The sequence below is a fragment of the Acinetobacter pittii ANC 4050 genome, from assembly GCF_000399685.1.
GTDB lineage: Bacteria > Pseudomonadota > Gammaproteobacteria > Pseudomonadales > Moraxellaceae > Acinetobacter > Acinetobacter pittii_E.
This window is the reverse complement of the sequence record NZ_KB976987.1, coordinates 1,627,805-1,652,969: the sequence shown is the minus strand read 5'-3', so window position 1 is coordinate 1,652,969 and position 25,165 is coordinate 1,627,805. Positions and strand designations below refer to the sequence as shown.

At 33.7% G+C, this 25,165-nt stretch carries 23 protein-coding genes; 12 read left to right on the top strand and 11 right to left on the bottom strand.

The features are described from left to right. Nucleotides 1-48 precede the first annotated feature (48 nt). Nucleotides 49-891: a universal stress protein gene (locus F931_RS11505; RefSeq protein ID WP_016141532.1), complete on the top strand. Its 843-nt coding sequence runs from the start codon at nt 49-51 to the stop codon at nt 889-891. Between the two features lie 116 nt (nt 892-1,007). Here F931_RS11505 and F931_RS11500 read toward each other — a convergent pair whose 3' ends face one another. The 5 genes from F931_RS11500 to mutS all read right to left on the bottom strand — a co-directional run bounded on the left by F931_RS11500 (nt 1,008) and on the right by mutS (nt 6,566). Next, nucleotides 1,008-1,676 carry an O-methyltransferase gene (locus F931_RS11500; protein WP_016141531.1) on the bottom strand — a complete coding sequence of 223 codons (669 nt, stop codon included), beginning with the start codon at nt 1,674-1,676 and terminating at the stop codon, nt 1,008-1,010. Between the two features lie 137 nt (nt 1,677-1,813). Then, nucleotides 1,814-2,536, bottom strand: coding sequence for a D-Ala-D-Ala carboxypeptidase family metallohydrolase (locus F931_RS11495; protein ID WP_212749812.1), 723 nt, complete (start codon nt 2,534-2,536; stop codon nt 1,814-1,816). A 130-nt stretch (nt 2,537-2,666) separates the two neighbouring features. Next, nucleotides 2,667-2,990, bottom strand: coding sequence for a ferredoxin FdxA (gene fdxA / locus F931_RS11490; protein WP_003650851.1), 324 nt, complete (start codon nt 2,988-2,990; stop codon nt 2,667-2,669). Between the two features lie 344 nt (nt 2,991-3,334). Next, nucleotides 3,335-3,865: a GNAT family N-acetyltransferase gene (locus tag F931_RS11485; RefSeq protein ID WP_016141529.1), complete on the bottom strand. Its 531-nt coding sequence runs from the start codon at nt 3,863-3,865 to the stop codon at nt 3,335-3,337. Between the two features lie 61 nt (nt 3,866-3,926). Further along, a complete protein-coding gene (gene mutS, locus F931_RS11480; protein ID WP_016141528.1) occupies nt 3,927-6,566 on the bottom strand; it encodes a DNA mismatch repair protein MutS in 2,640 nt (879 codons plus the stop codon). Between the two features lie 723 nt (nt 6,567-7,289). Here mutS and F931_RS11475 point away from each other — a divergent pair. Beyond that, a complete protein-coding gene (locus F931_RS11475) occupies nt 7,290-7,748 on the top strand; it encodes a hypothetical protein (protein ID WP_016141527.1) in 459 nt (152 codons plus the stop codon). Between the two features lie 125 nt (nt 7,749-7,873). After that, entirely contained in the window at nt 7,874-8,188 is a 315-nt protein-coding gene (locus tag F931_RS11470; protein ID WP_016141526.1) for a hypothetical protein, read from the top strand. Between the two features lie 560 nt (nt 8,189-8,748). On the opposite strand, the gene F931_RS11460 is transcribed toward F931_RS11470, so the two are convergent. Then, complete coding sequence (locus tag F931_RS11460) at nt 8,749-9,777, bottom strand: MerR family transcriptional regulator (protein ID WP_016141524.1); 1,029 nt, start codon at nt 9,775-9,777, stop codon at nt 8,749-8,751. Between the two features lie 1,008 nt (nt 9,778-10,785). On the opposite strand from F931_RS11460, the gene F931_RS11455 reads away from it, so the two are divergent. From F931_RS11455 to F931_RS11445, 3 genes are all read left to right on the top strand, one after another. Next, entirely contained in the window at nt 10,786-11,013 is a 228-nt protein-coding gene (locus F931_RS11455) for a hypothetical protein (protein ID WP_016141523.1), read from the top strand. A 265-nt stretch (nt 11,014-11,278) separates the two neighbouring features. Next, entirely contained in the window at nt 11,279-12,403 is a 1,125-nt protein-coding gene (locus tag F931_RS11450; RefSeq protein WP_016141522.1) for an LLM class flavin-dependent oxidoreductase, read from the top strand. Nucleotides 12,404-12,770: 367 nt separating this feature from the next. Continuing rightward, nucleotides 12,771-13,097: a hypothetical protein gene (locus F931_RS11445; protein ID WP_016141521.1), complete on the top strand. Its 327-nt coding sequence runs from the start codon at nt 12,771-12,773 to the stop codon at nt 13,095-13,097. A 170-nt stretch (nt 13,098-13,267) separates the two neighbouring features. On the opposite strand, the gene F931_RS11440 is transcribed toward F931_RS11445, so the two are convergent. Genes F931_RS11440 through F931_RS11430 form a run of 3 tightly spaced genes read right to left on the bottom strand, consistent with a single transcriptional unit; the run spans nt 13,268 to nt 16,205 of the window. Further along, nucleotides 13,268-13,900, bottom strand: a complete 633-nt coding sequence (locus tag F931_RS11440) for an HAD family hydrolase (RefSeq protein WP_016141520.1) — start codon at nt 13,898-13,900, stop codon at nt 13,268-13,270. Nucleotides 13,901-13,908: 8 nt separating this feature from the next. Further along, nucleotides 13,909-14,970, bottom strand: coding sequence for a zinc-dependent alcohol dehydrogenase (locus F931_RS11435; protein WP_016141519.1), 1,062 nt, complete (start codon nt 14,968-14,970; stop codon nt 13,909-13,911). Continuing rightward, on the bottom strand, nt 14,970-16,205 hold the full coding sequence (locus F931_RS11430; RefSeq protein WP_016141518.1) for a class-III pyridoxal-phosphate-dependent aminotransferase: 1,236 nt from the start codon (nt 16,203-16,205) through the stop codon (nt 14,970-14,972). The genes F931_RS11435 and F931_RS11430 overlap by 1 nt, the downstream gene beginning before the upstream one ends. A gap of 602 nt (nt 16,206-16,807) precedes the next feature. Here F931_RS11430 and F931_RS11425 point away from each other — a divergent pair. The 4 genes from F931_RS11425 (at nt 16,808) to F931_RS11410 (ending at nt 21,338) form a co-directional block, all read left to right on the top strand. Beyond that, nucleotides 16,808-17,614, top strand: a complete 807-nt coding sequence (locus F931_RS11425) for a hypothetical protein (protein ID WP_016141517.1) — start codon at nt 16,808-16,810, stop codon at nt 17,612-17,614. A 450-nt stretch (nt 17,615-18,064) separates the two neighbouring features. Continuing rightward, nucleotides 18,065-18,331 (top strand): hypothetical protein, encoded by a 267-nt coding sequence (locus F931_RS11420; RefSeq protein ID WP_016141516.1) that lies wholly within the window; start codon nt 18,065-18,067, stop codon nt 18,329-18,331. Nucleotides 18,332-18,476: 145 nt separating this feature from the next. After that, a complete protein-coding gene (locus tag F931_RS11415; RefSeq protein WP_016141515.1) occupies nt 18,477-20,054 on the top strand; it encodes an AMP-binding protein in 1,578 nt (525 codons plus the stop codon). 468 nt (nt 20,055-20,522) lie between these two features. Beyond that, on the top strand, nt 20,523-21,338 hold the full coding sequence (locus tag F931_RS11410; protein ID WP_016141514.1) for a DUF6502 family protein: 816 nt from the start codon (nt 20,523-20,525) through the stop codon (nt 21,336-21,338). A gap of 112 nt (nt 21,339-21,450) precedes the next feature. Here F931_RS11410 and F931_RS11405 read toward each other — a convergent pair whose 3' ends face one another. Both F931_RS11405 and F931_RS11400 read right to left on the bottom strand, forming a co-directional pair. After that, the gene (locus tag F931_RS11405; RefSeq protein WP_016141513.1) at nt 21,451-22,053 is read right to left on the bottom strand and encodes a hypothetical protein; all 603 of its coding nucleotides are present in this window, start codon (nt 22,051-22,053) and stop codon (nt 21,451-21,453) included. A gap of 3 nt (nt 22,054-22,056) precedes the next feature. Continuing rightward, complete coding sequence (locus F931_RS11400; protein ID WP_016141512.1) at nt 22,057-22,536, bottom strand: PAAR domain-containing protein; 480 nt, start codon at nt 22,534-22,536, stop codon at nt 22,057-22,059. Nucleotides 22,537-23,174: 638 nt separating this feature from the next. On the opposite strand from F931_RS11400, the gene F931_RS0103790 reads away from it, so the two are divergent. Next, the gene (locus F931_RS0103790) at nt 23,175-24,221 is read left to right on the top strand and encodes an omptin family outer membrane protease (RefSeq protein ID WP_016141511.1); all 1,047 of its coding nucleotides are present in this window, start codon (nt 23,175-23,177) and stop codon (nt 24,219-24,221) included. A 162-nt stretch (nt 24,222-24,383) separates the two neighbouring features. Further along, entirely contained in the window at nt 24,384-24,971 is a 588-nt protein-coding gene (locus F931_RS11395) for a biliverdin-producing heme oxygenase (RefSeq protein ID WP_016141510.1), read from the top strand. The last annotated feature ends 194 nt before the right edge of the window (nt 24,972-25,165 follow it).

Genomic DNA, 25,165 nt, shown 5'->3' with positions numbered 1-25,165 from the left:
TTTTAATAATAATCTCCAAGGCAATAGACCTGAAGAAGAGAGGCTAACATGAACCGTGTTATTGCGTGTATTGACTCATCACCGTGTATTAATGCTATTGCAGATGCAGCAGCATGGGTTGCTAAAGCAACCGGACGGGAACTTGTATTATTACAAATTCTGGACTATTACCCAGCCAGTTATCATCTTGGTGAAATTAGTGGGGTAATCGGCTTTGAAAGCAATGCAATGCTGCTAAAAGAGTTAGCTGAGCTAGAGCAAAAACAGAGTGAACTCGCATTAGACTATAGCAATAATTTACTTCGTCACATTTCTGATTTTATTCAAGAAAAACACGGAATTACCAGTTCAAAAATCCAGGAAAAAGGTGATTTTTTAGAACAAAGTTTTAATCTCTTACATGAAAATGATATCGTCATTTTAGGTCGAGTCGGGGAAAGAGCCGCCGAAAAACATAAACCAATTGGTAGTAATGTCGAGAACTTCATCCGCGGTGCGAACTGTACAGTTTTGACGATTGGTGAAAACTTTAAAGTCCCAACCCGATTTATCTTTGCTTATGAATACTCGCCAACATGCCAAAAAATGATGCGCCGTATTGCTCAAAGTGACTTATTGCGAACACTGCAATGTCATTTGGTGTATGTAGGCGATCATCCAGAAATATTAAATGAACCTGAGCATTATCTTAAACAAGCGGGCCTCGATGTAGTTACCGTTTACCGTTATGGTGATGTCGCGCAGAATATTCTAGAGTATCAACAAGAGCACGGTATTCAGATCATTGTGCTAGGGGCATTTAGCCATAGCAAAATTCACCAGTTCTTCTTGGGAAGTATTGCGACAACCATATTCCGAAACGCGACTGTACCATTACTTGTAGCTAAATGATGAGATTTGCATATAGTTATCCGCAAATCTTGTGGATAACTATATGGAAAAGCAACAGTAATAAAAGTAATTAATTGATTATAAATAATAAAATAAAAAAGATGATTTTTTAACCATTATTTCACAATTGCAATTGCGAAGCCATCATGACCTTTTGACCCAACCGTTTGCAGAGCTGTACAAGACAGAATTTTTGGATGATTTTCTAAGGCTTTAAACATTTCACGGATGCCTTCAATACTCGGTTTTTTATTCTCAGGATTTAAAATATCACCTGCACGAATTACATTGTCGAGCACGATAATGGTGCCAGATCTCGAAAATTTCAAACTCAATTCTAAATATTCAGGATAACCCTGTTTATCTGCATCAATGAAAATAAAATCAAAAGGTTCGATAGATTCAGGGTCAATTGCAGAGAGGATATCGACGGCACGGCCAGCTCGAAGGTCGACTTTTACCGGAAGATTGGCGTGATCGATATTTTTTTGAGCCATTTCTGCATGAGTCGCACGGCCTTCTATTGTGAGTAAATAACCGTCTTCAGGTAATGCACGGCCTAACCAGATGGTACTGTATGCAGCAAAGGTTCCGATTTCTAAGACTCGTTTGCATTTATTCATTTGAATAAGCATCTGCAAGAACATTCCTTGGTTAGGAGCCACTGCAAGATGATTTGAAAAGCCGTGTTCGTCGGTATTCTTTAATGCATATTCGAGTCGCGGGTCTTCGGGAATTAAATGTGAATCGATATATTGGTCAATGTCTGTCCACATCTGCTGCATAATCAAATTTACCTATATGTTGATCGGGCTATTTTAAACGTTTATGCATAGAGTGCAAAAATCTTCGTTTCAAGAAATTTTGGTTGATTGGGAAATGAACAATAAAAAAACTCCTTTCGGTTGAAAGGAGTTTTTTATTAGAAATTACACATTGAACTGTTTCGGGTGAGGTCAGGGCCCCAAGTACGATAGCCTTGCGTATCGATATGAATCTGTCCTGAGCTATATAAGCCAATACCCATATTTAAGCTTTGACCATGCTGAGCCCAGAATTGACAAAGTTTAAACTTGGTATTTTCGATAAATGCATAATCTTGAGCTTGTGGAAACTCAGGACCAATACGGAAATCGATTGCCGAGTTAAATAAATGTTTAGATGAGCTTGCACCACCGGCACATTCATTTAAAGGTAAATCTCGATAAACTGAAGTTACTTCAAAGTCAGTGAGAACTTTTGCTGCCACTAAATATTTAAATACGCGTAGGGTCGATAAAGAATTTCCCCATAGTTCGCGGTTAGGTACGGCATATTCTGAACGTCCACATTTTTGCCAATCACGTGCTGAGCGTAATAGCTCAAAGCTTGGCACAATACCTGCGACATTGTTTCGGGTTAAGAAATTTTCGTACTCACGAACACGCTGGTAATTTTCACCAGAACTTAACCAGTTTCGATAAGATGCAGGCTCAACTTTAGGACGAATTGGGCGCTCGATAATAACGCGCTCTTGTGGAATAAAGATTCGGTTACCACTTGGAGAGGTTTTGCCTGTTGTTGTGTGTTGGGGAGAGCTGACACAACCTACCATAACCGCTGGGATTATGCATAAGGGTACCAAACTCTGCAAAAACTTCCGCATAAGAAAAATTAAGCACTTATAAATATTGCGGCTATTTTAATGCAAAACAGTGCACAAATTACGAGGAATTTGCAATGAAATGTTTGAATAGGGTATAAAAAAGATCAGCGGTTGCTGATCTTTTTTGAAATTACTTTTCAAGATATTGTAATTTATCAGGTTTGCCGTTCCATTCTTCACGGTCAGCTGGTTGGTCACCAATTTGAGTAATGTTAGGCCATTTTTGAGAAAGATCAGCATTTAATTCAATAAACACTTCTTGACCTTCTGGTAACTCATCTTCAGAGAAAATTGCATTCGCTGGGCACTCTGGTTCACATAATGCACAGTCAATACATTCATCCGGATTAATCACTAGGAAATTCGGACCTTCGTAAAAACAGTCTACAGGACAAACTTCTACGCAATCTTGGTATTTACATTTAATACAATTTTCAGTGACAACAAAGGTCATGGCGACAGCTACCTAAAAAATATGGTTTCATTTCGAATAGCTTATTTTAGGCAAAAAAGGGGTAAACAAACAATTGCTTTTATTGATATTCTTTATTCATGCATATGAAGATAAGTTAATACGTTGATAATCAAACAGATCTTCGAGGCTTAGGAGTTGCGAAACTATAAAATTAAAATAATAATATATTTTATAAAACAATAACTTAAAAAATATTTTATTCAATTATTTAGATGTCATTTAAGTCAAGGCATCTATATTAATAAATACCTTAACTTTTCATTTTTCTTTCATAAATTTTGATTTTCTGCTCTTTTTGTTGAATAGCCCTTAAATTTTTAGCGCTAAACGTTACATAGTAAATGGATATCTTCGGGTTCGAGCTGCCAAAGTTGTTGATCTGGAGCACTTAATGGTTGCGCGCCATGCTTCATATAGAAGTCTACAGTGCGCCGACTTGGAGTTGCTGAAATATACAGTTGGTGCGCACCGAGTTGCTTGGCTGACTCTTTTGCGGCTTGCATAAGCTTAGCACCAATGCCTTGACCTTGCTGGTCTGCATCGACATAGAAATAGTGGAGTAATTTAGCATGAGGATAGTCTGCTATAACTTGGTTTGACACCACACTCACACCAACGAGTTTTTCATGGGCATCAAATGCACCTACAAATATTGAACCTTGTGCAAAGAGTTGTTTGAGCTTAGGTGGGTCATTTTCTAAATGATATGAATCCCAATATTGAACATCAAAAAAACAATCAACTAAATCTAGCTGTTGTTGATTTTGAATATACATTTGAGTGATTAATTCACGACGGCTAATCTGCTGCCAAATAAGATCAATTTCTGAATGTTGTAGAGATCTTAAGATCATATAAATATTATTCTCCGATATGAATAAGCAGACCTAAGCCTGCTTATTCGGAAGTGCTTTATCAAGATTTGAGTGCAGCTTTTAACTCATAGAGTTGTTCAAGCGCCTGACGAGGCGATAAATTATCGACTTCAATTTGCTTAAGTAAATCTAGAGCAGGGGATGAAACTTCGATCTCGACAACTTTCTCTATGATTTGTGAATCAGAGTTTGCATCTGGTGGAGCAAACAAATCATTTTGGAAACTGGTTTGTAGATGTTGCTGCTGCTGTTTCTCTAAGATACGCAAACGCTTTTGTGCTTCTTTAATAACATTGGCAGGAATACCAGCTAATTTTGCAACTTGTAAACCATGACTTTGACTTGCAGGGCCTTGCTGAACCTTATGCAATAAAATCAGGTTGCCGTTAAGCTCTTGCGCTGTCACATGATAATTATCGATTCCTGCTTCACTACCTAGTTCGGTTAACTCGAAATAATGGGTGGCAAATAAACATAAACATTTTACACGTTTAGTTAAATCAACTACGCATGCCCATGCTAAAGATAAACCGTCATAGGTACTAGTTCCTCGGCCCACCTCATCCATTAAAACCAGCGATTGATTGGTCGCATGGTGCAGAATTTGCGAAGTTTCGGTCATCTCAACCATAAAGGTAGATTTGCCTGTAGATAAGTCGTCGGCTGAACCAATACGGGTAAAGATTCGGTCAATTGGACCAAGTTTGACTGCTTTCGCCGGAACATAGCTACCGCAATAAGCAAGCAAACTGATTAATGCTGTTTGTCGCATGAAAGTGGATTTACCGCCCATGTTTGGACCGGTAATAATCGCCATACGGTGCTGAGCATCAAGGAAAGTATCATTTGGGGTAAATGGTGCTTTATTTAATGCTTCAACAACAGGGTGACGACCTGCCTGAATTTTAATGCCTGTTTCCGGGGTAAATTCAGGGCGCGCCCAATTGTTTAAACGTGCTTGATGAGCAAAGTTTGCAATTACATCAATTTGAGCAATTGCTGAACTCATCATTTGTAGCTGAGCAATATTTTCACGAAGATTTTCAAGTAAAGCTTCGAATAATGCTTTTTCACGTGAGAGTGCACGTGACTCGCTCGACAGGACTTTATCTTCAAAACTTTTTAGCTCGGGTGTAATGTAGCGCTCAGCATTTTTTAAAGTCTGACGACGAATATAGTCAGCAGGGGCTTGTTCTGCTTGAGCACGAGTCAATTCGATGTAGTAACCACTTACACGGTTATAGCCGATTTTAAGGGTGTTAATACCTGTGCGCTCGCGTTCTTTGATTTCTAAATCAATCAGGAACTGACCTGCATGATCGCGAATTTGGCGTAATTCGTCGAGCTCAGCATCATATCCTTCTGCAATTACATTACCATCACGAAGTAATACAGGAGGATTTTCAACAATCGCTGCCATTAAGTGTTGATGAAGCGCTTTAAAATCTCCAAGTTCTTGATCAAGTTGAACTAATAACTTAGATTTTTTTGCTTGAATGACTGGAGTTAACGCCGTTCTTAAAGCTGGAATTTGTGCACATGCGTGACGAAGTTGCACTAAATCACGTGGTCGCGCACTACCTAATGCAACACGGCTAAGTACACGTTCAATATCACCAATTTCTTTAAGCACTAAACGAACCGGGTTTTCGTGATATCCCTGAATGAGTTGCTCAATCGCATCTAAACGAGCATCAAGCAATGCAGTATCACGTACAGGTTGCATCAGTGTACGGCTGAGTAAACGGCCGCCCATTGCAGTTTGGCAGTCATTTACCAGTTGGAATAATGAGGTGCCGTGTTCAAATAATGGCTCGATAATTTCTAGGTTACGGCGCGTGATTGGGTCGAGCGCAATAAAGTCGGTACTTTGTTCAAGTTGGATTGAACGAATATGCGGTAATGCAGTTTTTTGCGTTTCTTTTGCATAGTGAATGAGTGCAGCGGCAGCAGCTTTAGCTAAAGGTAATGGGTCTAAACCAAAACCTGAAAGTGTTGATACCGTAAACTGATCACATAAAGTCTTTTGCGCATTATTTAGATTGAAATCTACATTTGGGCGTTTAGTAACAGGGCAATCTAAGTGTTTTTTAATCTGTTCGATAATATTGGTGTCGACCAAGTCTTCATCAATCAAGATTTCACTTGGCATTAAACGCGCAAGCTCGATAGGCAATTGTTCTGGCTTGTAATCTTGTTGTTGAACTTTAAAAATACCCGCGCTCAAGTCGAGTAAAGCAAAACCAATCTGGTTTTGATGAATGCATAAGGAAACGAGATTAGATGATTGATAACTACTGAGTAATGCGTCATCAGTTAATGTACCAGGGGTCAGAATACGGACAACTTTACGTTCAACAGGGCCTTTACCTGTCACTTCTCCAACTTGTTCGCAAATGGCGACAGTGCGCCCAGCTTTGACAAGACGAGCAAGATAACCTTCTGCCGAGTGATAGGGAACACCTGCCATTGGAATAGGTCGACCACTGGCTTTACCACGATGGGTTAAAGTGATACCCAAAAGTTTGGCTGCTAAATGAGCGTCTTCAAAGAAGAGTTCATAAAAGTCACCCATACGGTAGAACAGCAACGCATGTTGATAGTCCGTTTTAACTTTGAGATATTGCTGCATCATAGGTGTATGAGAAGATAAGTCAGCCATGATTTCAGCGCTATTCATGTATGTTAAATCCTTAAATTTAAATAATAAATAAGTTAATTTTGAAAGTTTGGCTGTCCAACCAATTCTAACAACTTCTGTGCAAAACTGACCTAATGTAAGAAAAAAGTACACCTTTTCGTGTATCTTTTTATGTCAAAATTGAGTCAACAGTGTGTGAGAGCTTAACTTAAACTCTCACGGTTGCCATCTTAACAAATTGAGACTGATTGACAAAAAGGATTCCTAAATTGAATGAGGAAATAAACAACAAAAAGTAGGCAACCTTTCAGCCCATGTAATAGATAATTCCTTAAAAGTAATGACCAAGTATTTTTATCTATAATTCGATTATCTACAGTACCAAAATTATTTTATGCATATTACATACCACATTTGTAGTTAAAAAGAAGCTCATCGGAAGATGGGCTTTTTATGTCTATTGGCTTATAGGAAATTTTGAGTAAATATTTAAGTAAATAATTTTTATTTTTACCAAAAAGTAAAATTAACTTGTTAAAAAATATTTCATTTTATCTCTATTCATCCATAAATTTTGCGGATTGGTTATCAAAACCATAATTTTTTTATGTGTTTTTTTTGAAAACTTACTTAAAGCTTTAATTACTTACATTCTGCTCTTATATACTTACTTTCTGATACATTTCTTGGGCCATAATCATACTTATAGAACAACGACTATTCATAATTTAGCACCTTATAACAATAGTACGGAGATAAGTAATGCCAAAGTATTTAGCTGTAGCAGAGAAAGTATATAAGAAGATTAAAAATGATGGCTTATACACTAATGACATTGCCGAGAACCTTAATTGTCTTATCAGCCAAATTAGAAAAGCCATTAAAGGGACAGAGTTTAAGCTCAAATATAACTATATTGATTTTGATGAGCTTTTAACCCGGCCGTTAAGTGAGTGTAAAGTTCAACTTGATCTAAGCGTTATGCCAAGATTTGAAAATGAAGGTGAGTATCTTCTTTGGTTAGCTGGTTTTATAGAACGAATCACAGAAGGAGGCAAAACTAAATTACCTCCTATTTCACAGTTTGTGCCGCCAGGTTTCAAGTTCTCTCATGATTCAATCCCTGTAGCGAAGGTTGTTCAAAAAGAAGAACATGCAGATATGATTATTAGTTATTTCAAATCCGAGGACTTTATTAAAACAAATAAAGTACCTTCATAAATTATAGAAGTGTCAGTCCATGATGCTTCTATATTCTGCTGATTTGTTTCAGCTACCGCCACTTGGGGCGGTTTTTTTTCAATAATGAATATTAAAATTAAATATAGATAATGAAAGGTTAATAAATGGCAGATAAAGCAATTATAGATATTGCAAAAATTTTGGTCGCTCATCACTTTATTTTGAACAAAGAAAAATCATTTGATATAGAAAAAATTTTACTACCACTTATTGAGGGTTGGAGTGAATTTGGTGATAACGGACCAACTATAACCGTGGTTAGCGATTTAAAAGGTATTTCTTTTAAATCAGCGTCATTGAATAGTACTGTCGAGAACTTTGTTACTTGGAGTGAAGTACCAAATGGATCTGATCTTAAAGCTGTGCTGGAATTTATAGAAAGTATTCTTCGGGAATATTTCTATAAAGATGAGGTTTAAAAGCTTCTCTGAGTTTTATGTAGCTTTCTATGAGAAGGAATTAAATTTTCTAAAAAAGTATAAAACATGTATTGAATTTATATATTTAAACTTTTAATATATATTTCATATATTACTGCGCTGAAAGTTTTTATTTTTGTGGCCCGTTTCTCTTATTGAGAAGCGGGTTTTTTAATATCTATAGTTTAAAAAGTTTAATTAATCATAAACATAGATCGAATTTTTTATTTTTAGGAAAACTATATATAACTCTTACAGTGCTTCTTTATTGTGGAGCAACTCCACGTGTATAGACCTAAGACTGGTGAAATCGCAAGTGATAACAATTGCGCGAGAAGGGCAACGGACCATCAATTTGTCAATTTTATATGGTCGGATAAAAATGGGACCAAGACTAAATTTGAACACTATAAAGGATGTATGGATGATTCTGGCAAGAAATTAAACCAGATTGTTGAGCAACTGTCTGTAAATTTAGGAATAGCAGACTTTATTAAAGGGCAAGGATAGATCCCTTGGTTAAACCGCTCTTCTTATAAAAAGCGGCTTAACTTCTAAAACTAAGCATCACGCATTAATGCTGCCACTGCTTTTTCCAGAAATTGTAGAGTCACTGGTTTGAGCCAAGTTCCGTCAGCAAGGTTCGGTTCATTTTGCATTGCTTTACGGATTTTTTCTTGAGTACTGGGGTTTTTACCTGCATAGCTTTGTAGCATAGAGAGCCATTGTTGTGCCAAACGCTTTGCTCCTTCACTATCTGGTGGGACCTCGGCATCAATCAATTTTTCAATATCGACCAATAATTGAGGCCATTTTTTCATCTCACGGATGTAATTTTCTTTTAGAAAAGCAAACTCCTCGTCAGATAAATAACGGGCAAATATACTCAGCTTACTCTCAGAAAAAGCTTTAAGTAAAAACTCAACCACTTCTGGCGTTACGCCTAATTTTTCCTGAAATTCAGGCTCGGCTGAGTTTATGGCATTTAGTTTAACTAACCATTCAGGGTTAGCTCGCGTATTGTGCTCAAGAGTTTTCATCCACTTTCGAGCCAAGTCTTGAGCTGCTTCACTATTAGATGGTTCGCCAGCATTAAATAGTGCGTTTGCTGCTTGAGTTAACTCTTGCCATTCTTGGTGGCTTTTAGTGCCTGTTTGTAAGAAAGTCAGTTTTTCAAGCTCTTCTTTTGTAAAGTATTTCTCATACATTGCTATAAGCTCCAGAGTTTTTAGCCAATCCTCCAAACCGAGCTCTTCACCATTTATGATCTGAGATTTAAGCTTGCTGAGCTGATTTCGCAATTTCTGTTGCTCAGTCAACCTTTGATCAATTGCCTGAATCTGCTGATCAATAATAGGTAAAAGTGCAAGATTGGGGTCTTCAAGAACCGTATGGATTTCGGCTAACGACATTCCCAGTCCTCGTAATGCTTGAATCTGATGCAAACGAGTAATGTCTTTATGGGTATACAGTCGATAACCAGCATCGGAACGGACCGAAGGCTGAAGTAAACCGATATCGTCATAGTGATGAAGAGCACGGACAGTAAGTCCTGTTTGCTTAGCCAATTCACCAACTTTTAACAGCATCTTTTTAGCTCCTTCTTCCTTAGGTGTGTTTTATGCTAGGGGCTTACGTTACGTGAGGGTCAACTACTTTAATCATAATTTTTTATTGTTTTTACTTTTTCTTGGATAAAAATGACTTCAAGTTATGCAACTAATAAAGAGGCATTATATTTAAGTCATTAAAAGACTAAAACCACTAAAATATTTAATAAATCAACAGCAAACGATGCTCACCATCTTTTTCTAAAGACATTCGGTGAACAAAACGCAAGACCTTCTGAAAGGGATGATCTATAGCTAAAAGCCACAAATATAGTATTCGAAGCCTGTCAATATGGATTGTTTTATTGCTTATAAAATATACAAAAAAACTTATGCGTTTATAACGATACATGTTGTATGAGACAAGAGTTAATTACTTAAAAATACAAAGAAATATAAGAAACAGGAACAAAACAAAAATTATAGTGATTCTTAAAGGATATATATTAAAAAAATTAAATTTATCTTTTTGAATTTATTAGGGTAAAGAGATTTATGAAAAAAATCATATTATTTTACCTTTACTTTTAAGTTAGTAACTGGGGGGATTTATGTGGGTATAAAAAATATTCCCAAATACGATTTATTGATTACTGTACGTGTTACGTTCAGTAAAGCAGATAAATATGAATGTATAGATCGTTATCAGCTTAGTCTTTAATTTTCTCCCATATAAAACTTCATTACACAGTTTATGACTGTTTCATACCTTTATATATTATTTGGAAATTTTTATGAAATTTTTTTCTATGGTTTTTATATTTTGTTTTTTTTGCGGTTGTGCAGTTCAAAGTTCAAGAGTAACCAAAGAGACAAATGAATGTGTGCATTTTAAAAGCTTAATGACAGATCTGTTAGAACCTGCTGCATTAAATGCCTTACAAGAGGCATGCATAAATTCTAAAACTAGGAAAAAATAATTTTTATATTAATTATCTTTTTTGAAATCTAGAAAATATTTTATATGCTTGTATCAGGGAATAAATCATGAGAATGAAATTTACTGCATATAACCCAAATACTCGGGAAAAAATTAAATTAATTGAATATATGGTGGGAGATAGAATATATGGTCCTAGATGTTACTTTGGTGATGATTGCGGTAATTTTGTCTATAATCCAAAAGATAAAAAGTTATTTGAGGAAGGAGATTATTACTCGGCAATGGAAGTTGTCATCGCCCAAAAAGTTTATTATTTAATAGGAGAGTACTAAAAATATATTATTTATTGGTTGAGCTTAATTAATTATTTTACTCAATTCGAAATAGTATTTTTAATTCCTTTAGAGTGACTTTTTTATTAGTTTTGAACTGAAGGGTTGTGTGTTTAACTTACTGATATTTTTTAATTTATATTTTAAAATTTTATTGGTGGCTTTGTTTTTAGGTAAATTTTTAGAATAAGTAAATGAGTCTTCGTTTTATTTATTTGCTTAATTAACTATTTATATTTAAAAGATTTAATTAAAAGGAGTAATTATGTTTGATAATGACTTTAAAACATCTGAGACATTTAAATTAGGTATTTTTTCTTCAAATTGTTCTGGCGGAATGACTCCTTCTACACTTGATGATGGGTGGGAAGCGAGTTGGGATAAAAATTTAGAACTAGCACAAATGGCAGATAAAGCTGGAATTGATTTTATGTTGCCCGTTGCACGTTTCATTGGGTTAGGGGGCAAAAAAGATTTTCAGGGATCTGTTTTAGATACAATTACTTGGGCAACTGCTTTGTTAGCTAAAACCGAGAAAATTAAAATTTTTACAACATTGCATACTTCCATGAATCATCCGATTATTGCTGCAAAGCAAATTTCGACCATGGCTCAAATTGGTAAAGGTCGCGTAGGGGTAAACATTGTAGCGGGATGGAATAAACCAGAATATGACGCATTAGGAATACATTTACCTAAAGATCACCCCACGAGATATCGTTATGCTCAAGAATGGTTTAATCTAATAAAAAAAATATGGGAAAGTAAAGAACCATTTGATTGGAATGGTGAATTCTTTCAAACAAAAGGATCATATGGAAAACCAAATTTAACCCTACTACCGCCCATTTTTAACGCAGCAGGTTCTAAAGAAGGCCGAGAATTTGCACTTAAAAATTCTGACTTTTTATTTACTCCTGTACATTTGAAGCTTGAAGATTCGTGTAAGGAAATTAAGCAGCTTAAAGATGAAGCAAAAACTTTAGGTAAAGTCATTAAAGTGCTTACAACTACACATATTATTTGCCGTCCTACAGAAGAGGAGGCGCAAGTGGAATGGAAGCGACAATTAGAAAATGCTGATTCACAAGCGGTCCAACATATTTTAGATACTTTGTTTGCTTTTTCAAAAGTCATGCCACCCGAACAAATTGCAAGTTTTCATGATCGTGTTGCAACTGCATTTGGTGGATTTCCAATTGTGGGAACTCCAGAACAAGTTGCGGAAGGTTTAGCATCACTAGAGGAAGCAGGTTTCTCGGGGTGTACGCTCTCTTTCTTCGACTATACAAAAGAGTTTCCATTTTTCCGTGATTATGTCATGCCGATATTAAAAGAAAGAGTCGTTTTGTCTTCATCTATAGAGCAAAGTCACCACTTTTCAAAATAGTATGAGGTTATACAGGTATGTAAGCAATTTTGTCATAATTAAATGAATATTAGTATTTAATTATTTTTAAAAACAATATGTTAGTCTATTGTTTTCTAAGAGGTTTACACCCTAAATAGAAAAGACTATTTTGATTGAGTATTTCTTTTACCTTTAAAATACCTGCCAATACAGGTGTTTTTTTGCTTGTAAAATATACAAAAAACTTATCTGGTTATAAAGGACCATGTTATACGAGACAAGGGGTAATTACTTAAAAATACAACGACTTATAAAAAAGGTGAACAAAACTAAAATTTTAATTATTTTTTGAAGTTATATATTAGCGAACTTAATTTTATGCTTCGATTTATTATGGAAAGTTATTTTGACTAAAAAACATATTTTTTTGTCTTTAGTTTTAGGTTTGGTTATTGGTTGCCCAGTCGGTTCTTTTGTATATGCAAAAACGATCACCCATCAAGATGATGTGGCTATTACTGCATGTGTAATAGTCAACAAAGCCGTGAAGTATGAAATGATGGATCTAGAGCAGGTCAAAGAGTTGGGTTGGATCACGGGGAGGCACTTAAAAACTGGCTATCCAGCTATAGCGAGTAAGTTTTTTATTCCTTCACAAAATTTAAATAATGATTTGGAAACGGTTAATTGTAGCGCCTTTTTAAAAGGCTTTAGTAGTGCTAAAAAATCATAATTTAATCAATATTTTGCAAAATATAGGCTGTACACTTTGGTGAATATTAAAAGTAAATTAATATCAATATTGCCTGACTAGCAAACATGTATTGTGATGATAAAAGAGAGTACAGAACTCTCTTTTATCTACAAATTATTTTTTAAACACTATATGTGGAAGAGTTGAAGTTAAAAACTCTCGAGCAAATTAATGATATTAATCTGATCTAAAGATTGAATTACTTCGGTAGCTTGCAGATAGTTTTGTTGTTTAGACAAAGCATGTGGCCAACCATAAATATATTTAATCTCTGCCTGATGTGCAGCGGTAATTCCTAAATCAGTGTCTTCAATCACTATTGTTTGTTTAGGATCTGCCTCTAAAATATTTAGCATCTCAAGATATGGATCTGGATAAGGTTTTGTACGTGCAATATCGGTTCCAGAAATGAGCTGTATTTCTCCTCGTAAATCTAATAAACCAAGATTTGATAAACAGACATCCCGAGGGGCTGTAGATACAAAGCCAAATGGGATCTGCTTCTTTTCTAAACTTGTGATGAAGTCTTGGATACCTGATCTTAAATATTTAGTATGTAACATACTATTATATATATCAGTAAGTTGAGCTGTTAGATCGAGATGTCTATGTTTTGGAATCCCTAAAGTATCTAAAGTTGCTTCTAAGCTCAGACCTATGAGTTGTTCAGCGTTAAAATTTTTAGCCTGTTCAGGAACCGCTTTTAAAAGTGCATCAAAATGGAGTTGTTCACTATCTACAATTACTCCATCAATATCAAAAATAATAGTCAGCTGAGTCATAATATAATTTACCCAACCTCTGCAATACGAAGTAAAACTTTGCAATTAGGATTTTGAGGTGGGATGAGCTTTTGTTGATTAATATCACACCCTACAATTTGAAATGCTTTTTCATACTCCGAAATTGGAAATTCATGGCTAATTAAACGTTCTGCTGGTATATGACCATCACGAATCATTGCATATGCGCGTTCAAAGCTATTATTTAGCGAGTCAATTGAACCCATAATAGATAAACTTTTATCTGCAATTTTTAAAACATCGATAGTTGCTTTTTTATCTTTGAGGGCAATATTGAGTAATTTTCCACCCGGTGCAAGATGCTCACAAACAACTTCTGTCAAATAGCCAGTCGTATCAACTACTAAGTCGATATAAGCGTCTTGTTCTGGATATTCTGCTTGCATAGCCTCTTCAAAATCTTGATAAATTGAAGCTGCTGCAGGAAGATTTCTGCGAGCAAAATCATAACGATATTGATTTTTTTCGACCATAAATGCATTCACACCTCTATGATGTAATACCCATAAGTAGAGCATCCCCATCGGTCCTGCACCAATTACGGCAGCACGAATATTGGTGTGGGTAATTGATAGTTTATCTACACCTGTGATCGTACAACTTAATGGCTCGGTTAATGATGCAGCAGCAAAAGAAACGTGATCATCAATTTTAATTAGAAATTTTTCTTTTGCGCGGTACTGTTCTGCAAAAGCACCATCATAAGAAACGCCAGCCTCTGTGCCTACTTTCGTTTCACAGTGATTAAAATTTCCGATTTGGCACATTCTACATTTTTGGCAAGAGTATGTTGGGTTAATCACAACACGATCGCCCACTTTAAAATCTCTTACGTCATTGCCTACTTGCGTTACAGCTCCCGCTGTTTCATGCCCAAGAGTAACACCCGGATGTGCTACTGGATAATCGCCCGTAATAATTCCAACATCTGTGCCGCAAATACCACAAACTTGAATATTTACAATAACATCGTCAGCCTCAATACAATGCAATTCTTTAGTTTCAGTTAAGTTGACTTTCCATTGGTCTAAATATTTTAATGCTTTCATTATACGGCTGCCTCGTATTGTACTTGGGTTAAAATGTTGAAGGTTTGATCAAGCTTATTTAATATTTCATCTAGGTGGGCTCGTTCACAAATTAAAGGCGGGCGTACTTTTAGAGCAGAACTTTTTCCATAACGAGCACCACGAATAATGAGACCTAAACTCGAAGCTGTCTTAATGCATTGAGCTGCAAACTCTGGAGAAGGGGTGTCAAAACCATACATATAACCCAACCCCCGAACGTTCGTTATTTCTAGATATTTTTCTTGTAGTCTTAATAAACCCTCTTTTAAATAGAGCTCATTTTTTTGTACGTTTTCTAAGATTTTTTCATCTTCAATAATTGAAATAGTTTCATCTAAGGCCACTAAAGAAAGGGGGTTCGCGCCAGAAGTACTTGAGTGTTCAAAAGCTTCTAAGACATCCATTTTTTCTTTCATGAGTACACCACCTACAGGAATACCAATACCACCAGCACCTTTAGCAAAGACAATAATGTCTGGGTTTAAACACTTTGCATAACCGTTTGAGGCGAAAAATGTTCCTGTTCTTCCAAAACCAGTTTGTACTTCGTCGGCAACTAGCACAATATTGTGGCGATCACAGAACTCACGGAGATAACTATAAAATTTTTGCGGGATAACAATATTTCCGCCATTTCCTAAAATTGGTTCAATAATTAAACAGGCTATATTTTTATTTGAACCAAATTCAATCAAATGGTCTAAGTCTATATATTCATCAAGATTATGAATGTCACTTTGATTTTCTACAGTAGAGGGTAATGGTATTTTTAAAGAATCAGGAATTACAACTTGGAAATCTTTAATTCTAAATGCATTACCTGAAATTTGTGCTGTAGCAAGCGATTGACCGTGATGTGCCATATAGAGAGTGATAACACCTGAACGGCCAGTAAATTTTTGTGCCATTCGAATTGCACATTCCACTGCACCAGAACCAGAAACATCACGCAGCCAGATTCGATTAATTTCTGAAGGTAAATAAGGCGTTAATTTTTTCAAAATTTCTTGCGACATCTCATTCGTATAAGCAGAACTTAAATGTGCACAACGATCAATTTGTTGCTTGAGCTTGTTGCTTAAACGAGGATGTGTATAGCCTAAAGGTAGATTAAATGTACCGGAAGCGGCATCAATCATGGGTTGATTGTCAATAAATAGATAAGGACCGTCACCCTTAAATTTATTTAGGAGGTTTTCAAACTTACTATTCATTTAATTTTCCATAGATGTTTTAAAGGCTATTACTTCATAAAAGATTTATTTTTTATTAATTTTCATAAGCTAATAAAAAATAAAGCCGCATCATAAAGATGAAAATAAATAAATATTTATATGTAGTGTGGTAGTTATATTAATAAATGTAGATTTTTTACAAAAGTTAACCATGATAACAAACTGTAAAATCATTTTTAAGAATAATTGAATATACTTATTTTTTAATGGCTTATTGAAAGATAGAAATGAAGTGGTATTTAAGGTGAGATGGGGTGAAAGAGTAGAGGTTTGATTTTTATATGATTGTAAAATATAAGGTTAATCTTTATAATCTTTGTTATTAATTAAAGGTGGGGTAACTATTTATAGCAGTATTATAAAAAGCAAGTAAAAGTAATATGTAATAGTAGTAGGATATATTTTTTTCTAGATAGTCAGAAGTTTAATGAAGTTTTAAAATATTTTGGTTTTCAAAAGTATATTAAATAGAATTTAAAGATTAAAATCTAAAGAAGGTGTGATTATTTTTTTTGTAACGTGAATTATATAAAAATAAAAAAATGTTAGAATTTGTTCAGTTTTTTTAAATTGAGTATTTTATGATTTTTAGACATCTTCCTTTATTATTAGGTCTTGGATTTATTATTTCAGGATGTGGTGAACAAGGAAATGGAAGCTTGTGGGGCGGTGGGGTATCTATTCAGGGTACGGGTGGAGGGAAAGGTGGTTTAAAAGAACCTGCTCTTCCTGTTGAAGGGGAAGGTAATTTCAAATGGACTCTTCCATTTGGAAGTTTTGATAACAATTATTATGATAATTGTGGCGGTATAGAGCGGGTAATCAGGTTTTCTTCCGAGAAAAGTTTAGATAGTCATCCTAAGAAAATAGTTGATGTAGATATTTTAGTAAAAAATAATACAAGATTTTTTGTTGCCGATAATAGTGATTTGCCTGAAAAATTTATTTTTAAAAATAATGATGAAACTATAGTTGAACAGCCACAGAATAAGTTAATTCAAGAATATCAACCTGGGGAATGTAAGCTGTATAAAATAAAATATGAATTGGAGTACAGTAAATTTATTAATCAAGAGTGGAACTTTAATTATAGTCCTGATTATTATGTGGTTTTAAATAGTAAAATTTTAAATAAAGAATTTAAATGTAAGGCTGTTCGCGATAAAATTATATATGCTGAAGTTCAGTCTGATAATGAAGAAGATGAAGCTTTAAATAACTTTAAAGTGGATAAGGAAGTAAATCGCTATAATCAGGATAATAATGATATTTTATTAGATTTATATCCTCAAGCCATAAGTTATAAAAAGCCTTTAATTAATATATTTGAAAAAAATAATAATAGATGTAAATTTACAATTACTTATCCTACTATAACCATAAAATAAGAAATTAACCATGTGAACTTGATAGCAGAATTATTCTGCTATCAAGTCTCTGTTTTATGAAAAATGTGCAATCTGCACATTTTTGTGTATAATAACTTTTAGCTCATCAAGTTATCTGAAATTTAATTTATTAAGTTATTGATTTTACTTTGTTTAATCCGTTTTTTATTGTGCAACTCAGTTTTACATCTGGTAAGTTATTTTGGTTCTATGATTACTAATAAATTTGTTAAAACCTTTATTAAACGTAATGAACATCCATTCGTTATGCTTTCTATTTTTTTTTGTGCAGCTAAACAGCAGGGGTGGACAGATTATGAACTTTATTTATTAAGAAAAAAAATTTCCGGCTTAAAGAGTGAAGATATAGAAAAAGTCTTGAGAAAATATCTGAAATAAAATGACTAACCAAAATTTTATTGTAATTTTTTATTAGCAGGAAATACGTAGATGAGTAATTTAAGAGTTAAATATTTCAATGAATCTAGCTATAAAAAAATAAATATAGGAGGGCTCTTGGAAGGATATAAATTTTACTTATGTATTAACAATAAATTTAATAGTTATGAAAATCAATTGAAATATATAAAGAGTAATATTAGAAGGCAGGAGTATAGTCTCTACGGTGTTTATACTATTGAAGAGCTCATCAAACTTTTGGCTAAACTTTATGAAGATGAGTTAATTCTTATAAGAGGATTAACTGAATTTAAGTAAAATAGAATTAGATTTTTTGACTTTTATTAATAAATTTAAATCTATTTATGCGGTGAAATAAATAGATAAATACAAAGGGTTGTGGGGCTTCTTGGTGGGGCCATATTGATTATTCTTAATTAAAAGAAATGACTGAGTACAAATTATGATTTATTCAAGTGTTTATCCTTCTGTTGAGATTCCAACACGTGACCTTTATACAGAAATATTTGGAACACTACTGCCTGAGGAACTTGACCTAGTAGCTGTTACAGATGGGGTGTCCAAGTTTACTTACGGAGAGTTAAGGGCTCAGATAGATGCTTTTGCTGGTGCTTTATGGGCGAGAGGAATTAGACAAGGGGATACTGTTGCAATACAAGCACCCAATATTCCTTTATATATCATAGCATTCTTTGGAATTCTTAGACTTGGGGCTGTTGTTACTACACTAAATGTCTTATATACCTCTCGAGAGATTGTAAAACAGCTTAATGATTCTAGAGCTAAGGCTTATGTGACAGTAAAAGAAATATTACCGCATGCAGAAGCCGCTGCTAATGAAGTAGGGTTCACTAAAAATGATATTATTTTATTGGATAGTGCAGATGGTTATATATCTTTAACAGATATGCTTGCAGAGAACCTAACTCCTCCAGCAATTGAAATTGATCCAACAAATGATATTGCTGTTTTACCGTATTCATCTGGCACGACTGGCGTTCCCAAAGGAGTAATGCTAAGCCATAAAAATCTAATGGTAAATGTAACTCAAGCATCATCGGTACTAGATGTCAATAATAACGATAAAGTGATGGCTGTTTTACCATTCTTCCATATATATGGAATGAATATAATTATGAATTTAACCTTACGCAAACGTGGAACCCTTGTTACGCTTGCAAAAATGGTTTTTGCAGACTTTTTAAGCCTTATTCAAAAACAAAAGGTGACTTATCTTTATATAGCCCCTCCCATTGCTGTGTCTTTAGCAAAAAATCAGATTGTTGATAATTATGATTTATCTTCACTTCGTTTAATTCTTACAGCTGCTGCACCACTAGATGAAAAATTAAGCAACGAATTACAAGCACGTTTTGCTGTTGATATTGCTCAGGGATATGGCATGACTGAACTTAGTGCCGTCTCCCATGCTACTCCAATTGGAAATAATAAAATCTCGAAAGGTTCGGTAGGTCTGATAGTTCCTAATATGGAGTTCAAACTTGTAGATGTCGAGACTGGTGAAGATATTCCTGAAGTGCCGGGTGGTCGTACACGTTCTGGCGAGTTATGGATTCGTGGACCAAATTTGATGCTTGGTTATCTTGGGAATGAGGCCGCGACGCTCTCTACGATTACTTCAGATGGATGGTTGCGAACTGGTGATATTGCGGAAGTTGGTCCATATCAAGAGGTCTATATTGTTGATCGTCTTAAAGAGCTTATTAAATATAAGGGATATCAGGTAGCACCAGCAGAGCTAGAAGCTCTTATACTTCAACATCCGGCTATTGCTGATGTGGCGGTGGTGGGACATCCTGATAAAGATGCGGGAGAAATTCCTTATGCATTTGTAGTTTTGCAGCCGAATACCCATTTAAGTGAATCACAATTAATGGAGTGGGTGAGTGAGCGGGTAGCTCCTCATAAAAAAGTTAGAAGGATTGATTTTATTGAAGTTATTCCAAAGTCGGCTTCAGGTAAAATTTTACGTAAAGAATTAAGACCACTTAAAAATTAATATATAAAAGACTAATGAATAGTGTTTTTTCAAAGCTCATATATTTATATGAGCTTTTTTAGTTTTACTTTTCTCTTTATAAAAGAAATTTCGTTTAAAGACACATAGAGAAATATTAATTCAATCTTTAGGCCTACAATTACCTAATAGCAAGTTGCCCTGTATAGATATGGCGATTTACTCAATCAGCCGAACTTGCTTTTAGGGGGCTTATAGTAAGATGACAGTGAAAGTAGGGTTTTAATTAAAATTAGATTTTTTTTATTTTTATTAAAACAATAGCTTATAATTTTTTTGTGTTATAAATTATAACGAATGGTAAAAAAACATAAGAATGGTTTTATAATATATAGTGTTTAAAGTAATAAAGTTAATTTATATATCTTAACTATGCTTTTGCTTTCTTATGTTAAATTTGGATGGATAAATTATCTTGAAAGATTCATTAGGGATTAAGAGGATCTAAACTTGTCACTGCCAACTTTATCTCATGAGTCAGAAGTCACTTTAGAGAGTGCTTTAGAAATCATGCGTGTACTTATGCCTCTATTGGTTAGATCGGGAATTGGATATAGTGAGTTTTCAGCTGCTTTAAGACCATTATTTTATAATGAAGCTATTTATGAGTTAGAAAGAATTAATCAGAAAAAAACAGACTCATCAATTAGTTTGCTGGCGGGTTTAAGTAGAAGAGAGGTAAGTGAGCTTCGACAAGTAAACAATGGGAGTCATGAGCTAATAGAAGTTAATAATGTAAGTTTACCAATTAGTGTGCCTGCCCGAGTAATAGGTTTGTGGATAAGTTTAGATTTGCCTCATAAAATTTTAATATATGGCGAGGAAAATAGTTTTGAGTGGCTAGTTAAAAATATTTCTACTGAAAAACATCCGAAATCTATACTGTTAGAGTTAAAGCGTATTGGACTAATTGAAGTAAGTGATAAAACTGTGACTTTGCTAAAGGACTGTTTTTCTCCTTCGGCTAAATTGAGCGAAGCGAAAAAAATTTTTATAGAAAATGTATGTTCACATTTATCAGCAGGGATTCATAATCTAATAGAAAATGATGATAAATACCTTGAACAGGCAATAATTGCAGATGAGATAACTCTCGACTCTATTAATAGATTAAAATATCTAAGTTTGGAGTTGTGGGAGGATATGTCAAAAAAAATATTAAAAGAAGCAATAGAGTGTTGTAAAGAAGATGAAGGCAAAGAGCAAGCAAAATTTAACTTTCGGTTAGGGGTTTATGATTATAGTGGGCTTATGTCCAATAAATAGAAAATTAATATGATGAAAATGAAAATTTTATAATAAAATTTGAGATTAAGCATTTTATTAAAGTGTGTATGTCAAACAAATTGGATTGACATACACTTGTAAATTTAAGAGATTATAAATTAAAAACTTCTTTAAACATTTTTTCGTTAATATATAAAGGGCCTGCATTGTTTTTTAAGGCTAGTAAATCTTTATAGGCTTTATTTCTATCTAATTTCATATGATTATATTTTAACTCATGTAAGTTTTTTGGTAAAAAATTAATATAACTTAATTGGGCGAAATCTTTTAAATTAATGAGACTGTCGATAGAAAAAGTAGATAAAAACCTAACTCTAAAAGCTGTATGTTCAAATTCTCTAATAATTTCATCAACCTCTTTTTGTGAGTGCTTAAGTACATAGTCATGAAATTTATTATACATTTTCTGGTGAAAGTCTGGGTCTTTAAAGAGCGTATCAGATATTTTGTATGTGTCCCATTCCATACCAAAACGTATTGCCATTAATAATTCAATCGTATTTTCGATAGAAGCCCATTGTTGGGTATTCATTAAAAAATTATAAGGACGTGCCGTATAATATTTTTGAAGATTTGTATGAGTTCCACATAATAGTTCAGTAGTTTTATAAATCTTTTGTTCTCTAGGGGAGATATCCCATATGGGTAAATTCCAAGCGATATTGGGTTGTATATTCTCTAATTTATTATTCATATGTTAATCCCAGCTTTCCATTGGTTTAGATAAGTCGTAAGTAGTAAGAATGATATGTTTAACTTCTTTTCCTGACTCTAATAGGCATGTATTGCCATACTCATCTGTTAAACCTTCAAAAGCATTTCCCCCACAAATTTCTAATTTATAATATTGGTTCGATAAAGGATTTTCCGAAATTTCATTGATGAGTCGAAACTTAATACCGTAATTTTCAATATCATCTTCAATTGTTGAGCTTGATTGAGGCAATAATTTACAACCGCAGGATAGTAAATCATTTATTCTGGCTACAGGTTTGCCCATTATTTTATGATTAGGATCGCCCGTAATAATTTTTGAAACAGTGTTATGTTTAGGGCAGATAGCTTTGTCTCCTACACAAGCAATAGCCACTCCCTTACTTAAAGGCAGATTATTTCCTGAAATTACTTGTCCACCACCAGAGGTAGGATTTCCTACAAAAATATATTTCATTGTCATAAAGTGCATAAACCTATATTTTTCTCTATGTAGGATAGCAATCACTCCAAAGCCCTATTTGTGAAGTTTCTTTATAATTATTTAAAAATATATTATTTTTCTTTTTTGATTAACATATTGATTTTAAATAATTTTATTTTCTTTTTTGTTTTAATATTTTTATTTATTCATTTATTTAATATGTCAATAGGTTAAGTGTTTTGTTTTAGTTTGGTGTTTAATGATTTTACGTCGTATAAACTTATAATAATTAATTGAGTAATAGAAGTTTGATAAAAATATAATTCTAATAACTTTTTAAATTAACTATTTAAGTCTTTTAAGTTATTGTTTTTATTTTTAATAGAAAAAGAAAAGTATAAGAAACATATGTATATATAAGTAAGCGGGTAGACATATTCACGTTTAAAATTTAAAAGAGGCTATTGAGCTAGATAATTTGCTTATTTTGAGCCTATAAAAAGTGTTTTCTTGTCTATCTTATTCCCTTTTTATTGTTGTATAGAAAATGTAGGGAATGTAATAAAATGATAGTTTTTGTAACTTTATTTTTTTCAATATCTTATATGAAATACTAGAAAAAAAAGTGAGTTAATTAAGGCCTTATCATTATTATTTATTTAAATCATAGAGATTAATTGATTTTTATTATTATATTTTTTGTGATAGGTTTCACAAAAATCAGCTTTGGTATTTCTTTCATCTCTTATTTTGGGAATTTAAAATTGAAAAAGTATTCTTTAATTTTTGCCACTTTGGCCTCTTGCTCCGTTCAAGCAAATACAGATAGTCAATGGACTCATTTTACTCCTTCTAATGTATCTGCATCTTTGTCATCAGGTATTTTAAATGGCGGTAAAGCACGCGAGTTAGTATTGGCCGATACTGAAAAAGTGTCTCAGTTAGACTGGGAAATGAAAAATGCGCCTATTGTAAAAGCAGATTTATCTTGGCAATTTTTACCGTGGTTAGCATTTAACGCGAAAGGTTGGACTACAGTTTCAAGTAACAAAACCACAATGGATGATTATGATTGGCTAGATGAGGAAGACTCAAATTTAGTCACAGATTGGTCTCATCACCCTAATACAAAACTTAATCATGCAAATGAATTTGACCTTAACTTTCAAGGATTGATTTTTAATCAACCCTCTTTAAAGGTAAGTGGTTTAGTGGGATACCAAGAGAGCCGATTTAGCTGGAACGCAAGTGGAGGAACTTATCACTATTCTAGTAAAGATGAAGAGGGTAATTATATTCCTGACAGTGCGCAAAGTAATGAAGGTGAATTTGAACCAGGATACATGCTTATTGGGTACCAACAAAAATTTAGTGTTCCATATTTTGGCTTGGCAGCACAATATATTTACAAGAACTTTGAATTAAATGGTTTAGTAAAATATAGTCCTTGGGCAAAAGCCAAAGATTTTGATAATCATTATGAGCGCTCATTTGTTTCTACAAATAATGCAAAACGTTCTGATTATTATGGGGCAACAGTTAATGTTGGATATAATGTAATTCCGGGAACTAAGTTATTCACCGAATTTAATTGGAATGAATATAAGCTTGCAAAAGCTCAGACATGGCAAGATGTTGATGGTGAGCAGGGATATAGTGGTGCTACAGGTGGTATCTCAAACAAACACTACACTTTAAGTGTGGGTGTAAAACATACTTTCTAATTTAGTTGTATCTTAAAATTATTTTTAATTTAAATAATTAAATTTAATTTTTTGATTTTAGATATACCTCATGGAATTATGAGGTATATCTATTTAATTGACTATGTATTATGTCTGGTTTTTTTTAATTATGATTTTTGCTTTTGATTTTTGGGCGGCTATATGAATACCTTTGTAAGACCTACTTTACATTGTAAAATAAAAAGACAAACTACAAGTGAGCATGAAAGATTAAGAAATTTAATGATCAGTTTAGACCTTTTTAATAATATAGGTCGGTATAAAAACTTCACATTAGCTCAATATTATTTCCATGTTTATGTTACAGAGATTTTTAATGTACATAGTATTGCTCATTTAATTTCTGGTATTAAATGTGCTGAAAGGTTGAATGCCATAAAAAAAGATATGGAAGACCTTGGCATCGTGGCAGAAAATGATGTGTTAAAGGATATGAAAACTTTAAATATATATGAAGCTTTAGGCTGGCTATATGTTTCTGAAGAGTTTACTTTAGGCGCAGCGATTTTGTTAAAAAGTGCTAAAGAGAGCTATTATCTATCAGAGCATTTTGGTGCAAGAAACTTGGCAGAGCATCCTGAAGGTAGACTTAAATATTGGAAAAATTTTATAAATCAATTAAACCAACTTAACTTAAGTCTGGATCAACAACATTTGGTAGTAGACGGCGCATTTGCTGCGTTTAATAAATTTGGGACTATGTTGGAAAAGTTAGATGAATTGATCTAAATAATAAGAAATCAAAACTTTAGCGCAGGGCTAAATTATTTTATGTAATATAGCCCTAATTTTTTATATGTGATTAAAATTATTCTAATTTAATTTGTTAGATATTTTAAATTTGCTGTAGAAATCATTAATAAGCTCTCAGTTATTAAGTGGTATAACATCTAAATTTTAAAGGGAGAGGTTTCTTGTATTAG

What these genes read in the sequence shown, in the direction of transcription:
- F931_RS11400 (WP_016141512.1), bottom strand. Translation starts at nt 22,536, where the DNA reads ATGACAATGAAATATATTTTTGTAGGAAATCCTACCTCTGGTGGTGGA.
- F931_RS11430 (WP_016141518.1), bottom strand. Translation starts at nt 16,205, where the DNA reads ATGAATAGTAAGTTTGAAAACCTCCTAAATAAATTTAAGGGTGACGGT.
- F931_RS11455 (WP_016141523.1), top strand. Translation starts at nt 10,786, where the DNA reads ATGAGAATGAAATTTACTGCATATAACCCAAATACTCGGGAAAAAATT.
- F931_RS11450 (WP_016141522.1), top strand. Translation starts at nt 11,279, where the DNA reads ATGTTTGATAATGACTTTAAAACATCTGAGACATTTAAATTAGGTATT.
- F931_RS11440 (WP_016141520.1), bottom strand. Translation starts at nt 13,900, where the DNA reads ATGACTCAGCTGACTATTATTTTTGATATTGATGGAGTAATTGTAGAT.
- F931_RS11475 (WP_016141527.1), top strand. Translation starts at nt 7,290, where the DNA reads ATGCCAAAGTATTTAGCTGTAGCAGAGAAAGTATATAAGAAGATTAAA.
- F931_RS11470 (WP_016141526.1), top strand. Translation starts at nt 7,874, where the DNA reads ATGGCAGATAAAGCAATTATAGATATTGCAAAAATTTTGGTCGCTCAT.
- F931_RS11495 (WP_212749812.1), bottom strand. Translation starts at nt 2,536, where the DNA reads ATGCGGAAGTTTTTGCAGAGTTTGGTACCCTTATGCATAATCCCAGCG.
- F931_RS11405 (WP_016141513.1), bottom strand. Translation starts at nt 22,053, where the DNA reads ATGAATAATAAATTAGAGAATATACAACCCAATATCGCTTGGAATTTA.
- F931_RS11420 (WP_016141516.1), top strand. Translation starts at nt 18,065, where the DNA reads ATGAGTAATTTAAGAGTTAAATATTTCAATGAATCTAGCTATAAAAAA.
- F931_RS11500 (WP_016141531.1), bottom strand. Translation starts at nt 1,676, where the DNA reads ATGCAGCAGATGTGGACAGACATTGACCAATATATCGATTCACATTTA.
- fdxA (WP_003650851.1), bottom strand. Translation starts at nt 2,990, where the DNA reads ATGACCTTTGTTGTCACTGAAAATTGTATTAAATGTAAATACCAAGAT.
- F931_RS11415 (WP_016141515.1), top strand. Translation starts at nt 18,477, where the DNA reads ATGATTTATTCAAGTGTTTATCCTTCTGTTGAGATTCCAACACGTGAC.
- F931_RS11460 (WP_016141524.1), bottom strand. Translation starts at nt 9,777, where the DNA reads ATGCTGTTAAAAGTTGGTGAATTGGCTAAGCAAACAGGACTTACTGTC.
- F931_RS11505 (WP_016141532.1), top strand. Translation starts at nt 49, where the DNA reads ATGAACCGTGTTATTGCGTGTATTGACTCATCACCGTGTATTAATGCT.
- F931_RS11485 (WP_016141529.1), bottom strand. Translation starts at nt 3,865, where the DNA reads ATGATCTTAAGATCTCTACAACATTCAGAAATTGATCTTATTTGGCAG.
- F931_RS11435 (WP_016141519.1), bottom strand. Translation starts at nt 14,970, where the DNA reads ATGAAAGCATTAAAATATTTAGACCAATGGAAAGTCAACTTAACTGAA.
- F931_RS11395 (WP_016141510.1), top strand. Translation starts at nt 24,384, where the DNA reads ATGAATACCTTTGTAAGACCTACTTTACATTGTAAAATAAAAAGACAA.
- F931_RS11425 (WP_016141517.1), top strand. Translation starts at nt 16,808, where the DNA reads ATGATTTTTAGACATCTTCCTTTATTATTAGGTCTTGGATTTATTATT.
- mutS (WP_016141528.1), bottom strand. Translation starts at nt 6,566, where the DNA reads ATGAATAGCGCTGAAATCATGGCTGACTTATCTTCTCATACACCTATG.